The 10680-nt window shown below is 42.6% G+C and carries 9 protein-coding genes and 3 pseudogenes; 7 read left to right on the forward strand and 5 right to left on the reverse strand.

What is annotated here, in order from left to right:
* On the forward strand, positions 1–1092 hold a 1092-nt coding region (locus DP116_RS10530), incomplete at its 5' end, for a putative PEP-binding protein (protein WP_339381424.1).
* 60 nt (positions 1093–1152) lie between these two features.
* Here the strand turns inward: DP116_RS10530 and DP116_RS10535 are convergent.
* Both DP116_RS10535 and DP116_RS10540 read right to left on the reverse strand, forming a co-directional pair.
* Positions 1153–1719, reverse strand: coding sequence for a Uma2 family endonuclease (locus DP116_RS10535; protein WP_169155145.1), 567 nt, complete (start codon positions 1717–1719; stop codon positions 1153–1155).
* A gap of 122 nt (positions 1720–1841) precedes the next feature.
* Positions 1842–2297 (reverse strand): nucleotidyltransferase family protein, encoded by a 456-nt coding sequence (locus tag DP116_RS10540; RefSeq protein WP_422614219.1) that lies wholly within the window; start codon positions 2295–2297, stop codon positions 1842–1844.
* Here DP116_RS10540 and DP116_RS10545 point away from each other — a divergent pair.
* From DP116_RS10545 to DP116_RS28540, 4 genes and pseudogenes are all read left to right on the forward strand, one after another.
* A pseudogene (locus tag DP116_RS10545) lies at positions 2226–2375 on the forward strand (phospholipid carrier-dependent glycosyltransferase); the annotation flags it as partial. The gene DP116_RS10540 and the pseudogene DP116_RS10545 overlap by 72 nt on opposite strands.
* Positions 2376–3022: 647 nt before the next feature.
* Positions 3023–5329: a sensor histidine kinase gene (locus DP116_RS10550; protein ID WP_169155146.1), complete on the forward strand. Its 2307-nt coding sequence runs from the start codon at positions 3023–3025 to the stop codon at positions 5327–5329.
* A pseudogene (locus tag DP116_RS28535) lies at positions 5274–5675 on the forward strand (response regulator); the annotation flags it as partial. The gene DP116_RS10550 and the pseudogene DP116_RS28535, both read left to right, overlap by 56 nt.
* Before the next feature lie 6 nt (positions 5676–5681).
* Positions 5682–5954 (forward strand): annotated as a pseudogene (locus tag DP116_RS28540) (sensor histidine kinase); the annotation flags it as partial.
* Positions 5955–6238: 284 nt separating this feature from the next.
* Here DP116_RS28540 and DP116_RS10560 read toward each other — a convergent pair.
* Entirely contained in the window at positions 6239–7066 is an 828-nt protein-coding gene (locus tag DP116_RS10560; RefSeq protein ID WP_169155164.1) for a TIGR01548 family HAD-type hydrolase, read from the reverse strand.
* A 316-nt stretch (positions 7067–7382) separates the two neighbouring features.
* Here DP116_RS10560 and DP116_RS10565 point away from each other — a divergent pair, with 316 nt between their 5' ends.
* On the forward strand, positions 7383–7682 hold the full coding sequence (locus DP116_RS10565) for a 30S ribosomal protein PSRP-3 (RefSeq protein WP_017319442.1): 300 nt from the start codon (positions 7383–7385) through the stop codon (positions 7680–7682).
* 133 nt (positions 7683–7815) lie between these two features.
* Here DP116_RS10565 and DP116_RS10570 read toward each other — a convergent pair whose 3' ends face one another.
* Positions 7816–9195, reverse strand: a complete 1380-nt coding sequence (locus tag DP116_RS10570) for an aminopeptidase P family protein (RefSeq protein WP_169155148.1) — start codon at positions 9193–9195, stop codon at positions 7816–7818.
* Between the two features lie 159 nt (positions 9196–9354).
* Here DP116_RS10570 and DP116_RS10575 point away from each other — a divergent pair, with 159 nt between their 5' ends.
* A complete protein-coding gene (locus DP116_RS10575) occupies positions 9355–9804 on the forward strand; it encodes a DUF4332 domain-containing protein (protein WP_169155149.1) in 450 nt (149 codons plus the stop codon).
* A 47-nt stretch (positions 9805–9851) separates the two neighbouring features.
* Here the strand turns inward: DP116_RS10575 and DP116_RS10580 are convergent, their stop codons facing one another.
* Positions 9852–10466, reverse strand: coding sequence for a TetR/AcrR family transcriptional regulator (locus tag DP116_RS10580; protein ID WP_169155150.1), 615 nt, complete (start codon positions 10464–10466; stop codon positions 9852–9854).
* Positions 10467–10680: the final 214 nt, after the last annotated feature.

Raw genomic sequence — 10680 nt, forward strand, 5'->3', positions numbered from 1 at the left:
GCAATAGTGGGATGTGGTAATGCTACGCAAGTTCTGAAAAATGGTCAAGAAATCACGATTTCTTGCGCGGAAGGGGAAGAAGGACGGGTTTATGCAGGGTTATTGCCCTTTGAAGTCCAAGAAGTTCCGCTAGAAGACTTACCCCGCACCCGTACTCAGATTCTCATGAATGTGGGTAACCCTTCAGAAGCATTCAGTTTGTCTGCGATTCCCAATGATGGAGTTGGTTTAGCGCGGACAGAATTTATCATCGCCAATCATATCCAAACCCATCCAATGGCGCTGATTCATCATGACGAAATAAATGATGACTTTGTCAAAGCTAAAATTTCTGAAATCACTGCGCTTTATGACGACAAACCCCAGTATTTTGTTGAGAAATTAGCTCAAGGTATTGGTAGAATTGCTGCTGCATTTTATCCCAAACCAGTTATCGTCAGGATGTCGGACTTTAAGAGTAACGAGTACGCGAACTTGTTGGGCGGTAGACAGTTTGAACCCGAAGAAGAAAATCCCATGCTAGGCTGGCGAGGCGCAGCGCGTTACTATGATGAAGGTTACAAAGAAGCTTTTGCGTTAGAATGTCACGCCCTCAAGCGAGTTAGGGATGAAATGGGGTTGACAAATGTCATAGCAATGATTCCGTTTTGTCGAACTCCCGATGAGGGGCGTCTGGTTTTGGCAGAAATGGCAAAAAATGGTTTGAAGCAGGGTGTGAATGACTTGCAAGTGTATGTGATGTGCGAGTTACCCAACAATGTCATCCTGGCTGAGGATTTTGCCGAAGTTTTTGACGGGTTCTCGATTGGTTCTAATGACTTAACTCAACTGACACTTGGTTTAGATAGAGATTCAGGGTTAGTGGCGCGGTTATTTGATGAACGGAGTGAGGGTGTTAAGCGGATGGTGAAGTTCGCGATCGCCGCCGCCAAAAAGCACAATCGCAAAATCGGTATTTGTGGACAAGCACCCAGCGATTACCCGGAATTTGCCCAGTTCTTAGTTGAACAGGGGATTGACTCTATTAGTTTAAATCCGGATTCGGTTTTGAAAACTATGGTGGAGGTGGCTAAAGTTGAAGGGCGATCATAAACCTCACGCTGCCTGCCTTCCCCTCTTTGATGGCTTGGAGAGGGGACAATACGCCTATTTTTAAAATACTTGCAACTCAAATCCAGGTAGTATATCTTCTCCAGAAAGAATTGTTGGCATTTGAATAACTTCTAGTACTTTTCCTGGTCGGTAAATTTCCACTTTTGCATCTTGAGGATTAATCAGCCAACCCAAACGCAATCCATTTTCTTTGTATTCCTTCATTTTCGCTTGGATCGGTGCAAGTCGATCTGTTTCAGAACGCAGTTCAATCGCAAAGTCGGGTACAAGTGGCGGAAATTTTTTTCGCTGTTCTAGTGTTAAAGCTTCCCACCGTTCCAACTTTACCCAAGCCACATCAGGGGAACGTTTTGCACCATTTGGAAGTATGAAGATAGTTGAAGAACTAAAAACTTTGCCTAATTTGGTTTGACGATTCCAATTATTCAAGTCTGTAATGAGATCTGCTTCTTGATTTCCACTCTCTCCTCCTACTGGTGGCACAATTATTAATTCTCCTGTTGCATTCATTTCTAGGCTTAAATCGCGATTGGCGATACACAGTTGATAAAATTGCTCATCGGTTAAATGAGCGATCGGTTCTAGATTTAGCACAACAGTATTCATGAAAACTTTCCTTGTGCCTTTGTTGCTAACATCAGTTATCTTTAGTTAAAAGTTTAGCAGAAGAATCTTTCCAATCTGGCGATGCAATTGGAAGTCACTAATTTCATTATCAGAGACTTACCTCATCCGTTTTTGACATACTGCACTTGGGCTTCTCTTAGTACCTGATCCCGGAAGTAACGGCTAATATCTTGAGGCGTGTTCAGATCAACTGATCGCCCCAAAAGCTGGGAGAGTTCATCCTGAATGTCGATGAACGCAAAACCAGGGGTGTATCCAGGTTCAAACTCAACTAAAATGTCAATGTCACTGTCAGGGCGAAAGTCATTCCGCAGGATGGAACCAAACAGGGAAAGCTTACGGATATGATAACGCTGTGCAAGTTCAGCGATTTTATCTTTGGGGATTTCAATAGGTAATTGAGTAATTATTTCTGTCATCTTGGTTCTGGCGCTAACAAGTGTGTTGGGGGTTAAGCTTATTTTAATTTCTGTTGGATTTTCCCGATTGATGTCTTTGATGAGGTTTACTACGCTAAATTTGGCAATGACTATCTTACCCACACACCATTTTTTGATGGTCATCCACCATTAGGTAAATATATGATTGCACTGGGGATTTCGATTGGCAAGCATATTCCCTTTTGGCAAGATGAGGGCTGCTGCCTCCCTTACTTGCGGCATCCCCGCACCCATCGCATTTCCAGGTGGAACCACCGAAACGAGATTTTAACCAGATAGTAGGGGCATAATATCATGTCCGCTCAATTACTTATAATTCGTCATTGCGAACGGAGCGAAGCGAAGTGAAGCATAAGCCCTTCGGGCACGCTGAGTCCCAAGGGGACACGCGCAAGGGACGCGAACGCAAGGTTCTGAGATTGCTTCACTTCATTTCATTACGCTCGCAATGACAACTAATCATCCGGACATGATATAAGTCAGCTGTACCCCTCAGAGCAAACTTGTGTTTTACTCAATTGAAAACTGCTGTAACAGAGCTACATAATATATAGTGCAGTTCATAACATTTTGTTAATATTTATTATTGTCAAGTCAGGTTTTTTGACCGTTACACTACTATAGGCAGGTATACCAATTCAGGCAAATATGTAATGTTTTATCTGTTAATTGAGGTAAAAACTTAACACATTAACGTTGTTATGACTATCTATGAAGTCATCTATGAAGTAAATTGATAGAGTGTTAAGAAACTGCTGAAACCTGGTGTATCATACCTGCTTAGATGTTAAACAAGATTAGTATTTTCTTTTGAAGAATCCTGGAAAAACAGGAGAATTGCGATGGTTAGCGATTTACAATTGCAAGGCATTAATTTGACTAATTTGAAAGAACCAAAAATTCATATTCATAGTCAAATCCAACCTCATGGAATACTTTTTGTCCTCAAAGAACCTGACTTAACAATATTACAAGTTAGCAGCAATGTCTCTTCTATTTTCGGCATATCTCCCGAAAATCTGCTGCAAACCAAACTAGAAGATTTACTCGACTCTTTTCAAATAGAGAGAATCCAAACAGGACTCTTAGAGGAAAGTCTTGATTTGATCAACCCCACGAAAATTTGGGTGAGAAAAAAAGGTGATGATTACGTAGTATTTGATGCAGTCTTCCACCGCAATTCTGAAGGATTTTTGATTCTGGAGTTAGAGCCAGCAATTTCTCAAGAAAATATCCCATTTTTAAGCTTTTATCACCTCGCGAAAGCTTCAATTAACCAATTGCACGAAACTGCCAATCTCAAAGATTTCTGTCAAATCATTGTCCAAGAAGTACGAAAAGTGACGGGGTTTGATAGGGTCATGCTTTATAAGTTTGATCACGATGGGCATGGCTCAGTCATTGCAGAAGAAAAACTAGAAAGCCAAGAACCTTATTTAGGTCTGCACTACCCAGAGTCAGATATTCCCAAACCAGCAAGAAAATTATTTACTTCTAATTGGATTAGATTAATACCGGATACTCATGCCGAACCTGTAGAAATTGTCCCAAACAATAATCCGGAAACTCAACATCCGCTTGATTTGACTCACTCGATTCTCAGAAGTGTCTTTCCTTGTCATATCGAGTATTTGCACAATATGGGTGTGGGTGCTTCTTTGACGATTTCTCTGATTAAAGAAGGAAAACTCTGGGGACTCATTGCTTGTCACCATCAAACACCAAAGTATGTTTCCTATGAATTGCGAAAAGCGTGCGAATTTTTAGGTCGAGTCATATTTTCGGAAATCTCTACGAGAGAGGAAACTGAAGATTACGACTATCGTATGCAATTGACATATATTCAATCAGCTTTGGTTGAATATATGTCCCAAGAAGACAGCTTTATTGATGGGTTAGTTAAACACCAACCAAATCTCCTCAACTTGACTGGTGCTGAAGGCGCAGCTATATGTTTTGGTGGTCATTACACATTAATTGGTGAAACACCCAAAGAAGAAGACTTAAATTTTTTAGTTCAATGGCTAAAAAGTAACGTTAACGAAGAAGTCTTCTACACAAACTCTTTGCCCAGCATTTATCCAGATGCTGACAAGTTCAAGAATGTTGCCAGTGGTTTGTTGGCGATTCCCATTTCTAAGCGAAATTATGTTTTATGGTTTCGCCCAGAAGTGATTCAAACTGTTAATTGGGGAGGTGATCCCAATCAGGCGTTTGAGTTAAGTCAGTCTGAGGGGAATTTACGCTTGCGTCCGCGTAAATCATTTGAATTGTGGAAGGAAACAGTTCGCCTCACCTCTTTACCCTGGAAACCGGTTGAAATAAAAGCAGCACTGGAACTGCGCAAAGCGATTGTTAATATTGTGCTGCGTCAGGCAGATGAATTAGCACAGCTTGCACAAGATTTAGAACGTTCCAACGCAGAACTGAAAAAGTTTGCCTACGTCGCCTCCCACGACTTGCAAGAACCACTCAATCAAGTGGCTAACTATGTACAATTGTTGGAGATGCGCTATCAAGACAAACTTGACGAAGATGCAACTGAGTTTATTACCTACGCCGTCGAGGGAGTCAGCTTGATGCAGACGCTGATTGATGATGTGCTGGCGTACTCTAAGGTGGATATGCAGGCAATTGAGTTTCAACTGACTGAGGTAGAAACAGCTTTGGAACGCGCTTTGACGAATTTGCGAAAACGCGTTAAAGAAACAGGGGCTGTTGTGACTTATAGTGAGTTACCAACTGTGATGGCTGACAGTACCCAGTTGATGCAGTTGTTCCAGAATCTCATTGGTAATGCTATTAAGTTCCGCAGTGACAAACCACCAGAAATTCATGTGGAAGCGACTCGAATGGAGGATGAGTGGCTGTTCTGTGTACGGGATAATGGTATTGGTCTTCATCCGCAGTTTAGCGATCGCATCTTCGTCATCTTTCAACGCCTACACACACGCGACGAGTACCCAGGTACAGGTATGGGTTTAGCTATCTGCAAGAAAATTGTAGAGTGCCATAGGGGGAGGATTTGGGTAGAATCACAACTTGGAGAAGGAGCAACTTTCTACTTTACGATTCCAGTCGGAGGACGCGATCGTGAGCGCAGAAATGGACGAAAAGCGCAAAACAATCTTTTTGGTGGAAGACAATAAAGCTGATATTCGTCTGATCCAAGAAGCATTGAAAAATAGCTCAGTACCACATCAAGTCGTAACTGTCAGAGATGGTATGGATGCTATGGCTTATTTGCGCCAGGAAGGGGAGTATGCAGAAGCACCACGCCCCGACCTCATTCTGCTGGATTTAAACTTACCTAAGAAAGATGGTAGAGAAGTCCTGGCGGAAATAAAAGCTGACCCCAAACTAAAACGCATTCCCGTAGTCGTGCTAACAACATCACACAATGAAGATGACATTTTCCACAGCTACGACTTACACGTGAATTGCTACATTACCAAATCTCGAAACCTTAGTCAGCTATTCAAAATAGTCAATGGTGGTACAGTGCGATTTCAACTTATTGGTCAAGAACAAATAGTCGTTTTTCAGATACAAGACGAGGGAATTGGTATTCCTAAAGAAGACCAACCGCTGTTGTTCAAGCCTTTCTATCGTGCTTCCAATGTGGATAGAATTCCTGGTACTGGCTTAGGGCTAGCGATTGTGAAAAAGTGTGTAGACACACTTGGTGGTGAGATTTCAGTTCATAGTGAGATTGGGGTGGGTACGACATTTGCTGTTACGCTACCTATAACCAAGTACGATCAGAAAAATTGAGAATTTTAATTATTAAGATATATTGTGCCAACAGTATCCTTAATTCCCTCCCCACTCGCTTCGCTCAAATTCAAAATTATAAATTCAAAATTCGTCTTGAAAAGTTTTGCGCCGGGAAACCCCTTCGGATTCGCAGTCGCCTACGGAGGGAGAGCCGTCATTCGCGCTGTCTCACCGGACGCGCAAACTTTTCGCAAAATGAAAGACAGTGAACTGTTGGGGATTTAAACCCCAACAGTTCACTGAGGTGCAATAACTTGCACCCTACTTACACAAAATAGCACCTACACTTGTCCAAAACCCGTTTCGTTCACTAGTTCTGAAATCCTAAGCAGACTCAGGTGTTGTACATTGGTGAAAACCATAGATGCGCCTGCGTCTATCAATTTCTCAGCGTACGCATCACGACGCGCTACTATTTGCTGTACATGAGGAGGTAAAACACCAACACCAATCCAAGTCCGAGAAGGTTCTTCCAAACGCGCTTGCTTCACCGTGTACATATCACCTACTGTATCTCCTACATATATTACTGGCGTTAAATGGTCATTATTTCTATTGTCGGAAGACTCTAACAAGCGAACAGTGGCAAAAAGTCCAGTGGGATTTGGTTTACCTGGTGCATCTTCCATTGCGATTAATACTGGAGACTTCAACCCGAGACGTTGTTCCAAAATATAAGTTGCAGAACCGCGAGTTGCGCCACTGAAAAATCCCCAGGGAATTTCAGCTTTTGTGAGTTCCTCTAGATATTTAGAGTCTAGCAATAATGGTTCGTTGCAAATATATCCTGTGAATCTGTGGGGATCAGGTCCTCGATAACGCGATTGAAAAAAGGTGACAATGGCATTGTAATCGAGTTGTAGTTGCTCGCGCGTGTAAGAGAGAGTTTCAAAATAGCGGTAAATTAATTCCTGGGATGCTTCCCAATCGTTATTCCAAACACCTTCAGACTTGAGCTGATCTATATCGAGTGGTGTTGGGCGATATACTCCTTCTGTGAAATGCTGTACAGTATCTGCGATCGCTCGTCGATAAGAACCACTGACATCGCGCACAACACCGTCAATATCGAAAACCACTATCGCCTTTGGTGAGAGTTGTTCAGTCATAGAACGCGGACATTTTAGATGAGTCATTAGTAGGCAGTGCGTTGCGCAGCCAGTGCTTGATGAGGGTTTCCCTCACGCTTGCTCTGGCGTCGGGTTAAGCGCGTTGTAGCACCTGCCATTCATTAGTCATTAGTCAATAGTCATTAGTCAATAGTTATTAGTCACAACAAGCAATTTACTTTTTAAAATTTCATTCTCTGTAGCCCACTCTTGACTGGCTACTTTCCACTTCCGTTTGGAAAGCTGGTAGATATTGCGTTACAATAGGCGATCGCAAAGTTAGTGAGTGTTGCCCGGATACTCCCCGGAGGTGTGATTGTCGAAATTTATTTTGAAAATACTGTGGCTAGATGAAAACGTTGCCTTGGCGGTTGATCAAGTTGTAGGCAAAGGCACAAGTCCTTTGACTAAGTACTTTTTCTGGCCAAGGAATGATGCCTGGGAAGAATTAAAAAAGGAGCTAGAGTCAAAACACTGGATTACTGAACTGGATCGGGTGGAGTTGCTCAATAAAGCTACAGAAGTTATTAACTACTGGCAAGAAGAAGGCAGAAACCGCCCGATGGCTGAAGCTCAGTTAAAATTTCCCGAGGTTGGCTTTACAGGTAGCGCCTAAAGTTGTATAATTCACTACCCTACTGTTGAACAAGCTCCCAGAGTTTGATAGTTTTATCCCTGCTGCCACTAACCTGAAGTTGTGCAACAGGGCTAATACTTATTTTTTATGTATTTAAATAACACAACAACAATTACCCACAAACTAAATTCTCTATCTGATTGGCTTGTGTCGGTAATGCCGCAGTTAAGACTTCGCTACCTTCTTGTGTCACTAAAACATCATCTTCAATGCGGATTCCTCGCACATCCGCAAATTGAGATAGGCGATCCCAATTTACAACATCCTGATATTGTAACCGTACATTAGCATTATTTAGAATCGCTGGAACTTGATAAAATCCTGGTTCAATTGTGACTAACATTCCTGGACGTAAGGGGCGATTTAGACGCAGGTAGCTTAAACCAAAATGATTGCTCCTTGTACGTCCCTCTTCATAACCTGCTAAATCTCCCAAATCTTCCATATCATGAACATCTAAACCCAACAAATGACCGATTCCGTGAGGGAAGAAGAGGCTGTGGGCGTTCATTTCCACTAAATCTTGCGGATTTCCTTGCAAAATGCCTAAATTGACCAAGCCCTCTGCAATCACAGTACAAGCGAGTAAATGTAAATCTTGATACTCAACTTCAGGGCGTACCTTGGCAATACAAGCATCATGAGCGGCTAACACAATATCATAAATATCTCTTTGGGTAGATGAAAACTTTCCATTAACACACCAAGTACGTGTGACATCAGCGGCCCAGCCTGTCTCTGTCTCAGCACCAACATCAGCAAGTATCAAATCGCCCGGTTGCAAAGAGTGGTGATATTGCTCGTTGTGCAGAACTTCACCATGAACGGTGACGATACTGTTGTACGACGTAGTCATGTTATTGGCGATGATCACTTGTTCCATCGCGGCACGAACTTGTGCTTCAATTTGAGCATGAGTTGTAGCTGCCATGCCAGCTTTGTGTGCTTCTACAGTCACAGCACCGGCTTTGCGTAATTCAGCTAATGCGCCATCGTCGTGAATCAGGCGTAACGAGATAATTGCTTTGGCTAACTCCAAGTCAATGTCTTGTGGTGACTTCAGCGGCAAAACCCATCTATTCAAAAGTTGTGACTGTTGCGTCCAAGTGGCGGCGTCCTGCACAGCAATTGTTGCTGCCTCTTGTGTCCACAATTCCAATTCTGCCATTGGTTTAGCAGCGTCTGCTCCAATTATCTGAGCAATCTCCTCACGATCCGGCATTTCTCCATGCCAAAGAGCGCTTTCTGGTTGAGGATCATCCATAAACAGTTCTAGTTTACCTGCAGCGAGGCGAATTGCTGCATTGGGTAGTGGAAGTCCTGCAAAGTAGAGGAAATGACTGTTTGCACGAAACGGAAAGACGTTTGCTGGATAGTTACGCGGACTGCTAGTTCCTGACCAAAGAATTGCTGGAAAATCAATCAGGCTGGCGAGTCGTTGGCGTCTGTCGCGTAGAGTTTCGATGAGAGAGCTAGAGGTTGTTTGTATCATAATCTGGGAAATGAAAGCAAATATCTCAAAGTTTTGTTAGTTTGCAGAGCAAATGAAGATTTTTCAACAGCCAAAATTTTGCTTAAGATTACGATGGAATAAAGATATCAATGAGTGTGTTTATCACTAATTGATATAGCGTATTTATTTTTTGAAAAAATGTCTCTCAAACAAAAAGTAAGCGTAAGTCGTATCTCATCCTCTGATTGGTGTATTGAGCAATTACCTGGATTGAGTCAGCAAGAGCAAGCCCAACTGCAAAACTGTGGAATTACAACCACCGCAGCACTTGTCAAACAAGGAAAAACACCTGCAGATAGACTAGTGCTGGCAAATAAATTACAGATTCATCTTCAGTATGTTAATAAATGGGTAGCATTGGCTGATTTAGCTCGTATCCCCGGTGTCGGAACACAATATTGTGGATTATTGCTGCATGCGGGTATTGCTTCTGTGGTACAGTTAGCAGCTACCCCCATTCACAGATTGCACCAACAACTTCTACGCTTGGTGGTAGCAACCATGCAACAACGGGATTTATGTCCTTCGATTGAGCAAGTTCAACAGTGGAGTCAACAAGCGAAAAGAGTACTGAGTAATGAGCGATGAATTTAGTATGCAAAACAAGAAATTGTTGACTGTTGAGTGTTGACTCATTACTCTGTTGCCAAGACTCCATTCAAGAAAATATCAGCCAATCCTTCTGCCATTTCTTGCATTTGTTGGGGTGAGGCGTTTGGTTCCATAAGGGTGTTGTTGGAAAAGCCTGCAACGGCAAACATTCCTAGAAAAACCTTGGCGACAAGTTTGGCATCCATGCGGCGATAGATTCCTTTATCCATTGCAGTTTGAAAGAATGCCTCAGCAACATCAGTCATTTTGACAATGACTTCAGACTGGATGCGATCGCGCAAATCCGGGTGAAACTGTGCCTCCATAAAACAAACCCGCATTAAGTCGGCGTTTTTTTGCATATTCCACATCCGGCGACGCATAACCTGAGCAACAGCCTTATAACTGCCCATTTCACTCAATTCTGTCAGCAAATCTGTCAGAATTTCCACCCACCCTTGAGTTGCAACCTCAATCAAAATCGCCTTTTTATTGGAAAAATGACGAAACAGGGTACCTTCAGCAACTCCTGCTGCTTGTGCCAAGTCGCGGGTGGTTGTGCCATCAAATCCTTGAGACGCAAACAGTCGTCTTGCCGCATCTAGAATGCGGGTGCGTGTTTGTGTTTCTGAGGATGGAGGAGCATTAAAAATTCGCATAAAAGTTATAGTGATATCGCTGGAATAGAATGTGTAGCATTATTGTCTAATGTTAAATGCAATAACAACCGAAAGCTTAATACAAGATTAAGACCTTGTTGACTGACGACGCCAAGTCATAGACTAACTTTTCCCCGCAAGGGGACGAAAACGCTTTATGCAGTTGAACGTAGCGAAAACGTTTTAGCCGTGGGAGCGTCAAGCTATGCGACCT

Source organism: Brasilonema bromeliae SPC951, from assembly GCF_012912135.1.
Classification (GTDB): Bacteria; Cyanobacteriota; Cyanobacteriia; order Cyanobacteriales; family Nostocaceae; genus Brasilonema; species Brasilonema bromeliae.

Coding starts and splice junctions, on each gene's coding strand:
- DP116_RS10550 (WP_169155146.1), top strand. CDS start 3,023: ATGGTTAGCGATTTACAATTGCAAGGCATTAATTTGACTAATTTGAAA.
- DP116_RS10580 (WP_169155150.1), bottom strand. CDS start 10,466: ATGCGAATTTTTAATGCTCCTCCATCCTCAGAAACACAAACACGCACC.
- DP116_RS10575 (WP_169155149.1), top strand. CDS start 9,355: ATGTCTCTCAAACAAAAAGTAAGCGTAAGTCGTATCTCATCCTCTGAT.
- DP116_RS10570 (WP_169155148.1), bottom strand. CDS start 9,195: ATGATACAAACAACCTCTAGCTCTCTCATCGAAACTCTACGCGACAGA.
- DP116_RS10560 (WP_169155164.1), bottom strand. CDS start 7,066: ATGACTGAACAACTCTCACCAAAGGCGATAGTGGTTTTCGATATTGAC.
- DP116_RS10535 (WP_169155145.1), bottom strand. CDS start 1,719: ATGAATACTGTTGTGCTAAATCTAGAACCGATCGCTCATTTAACCGAT.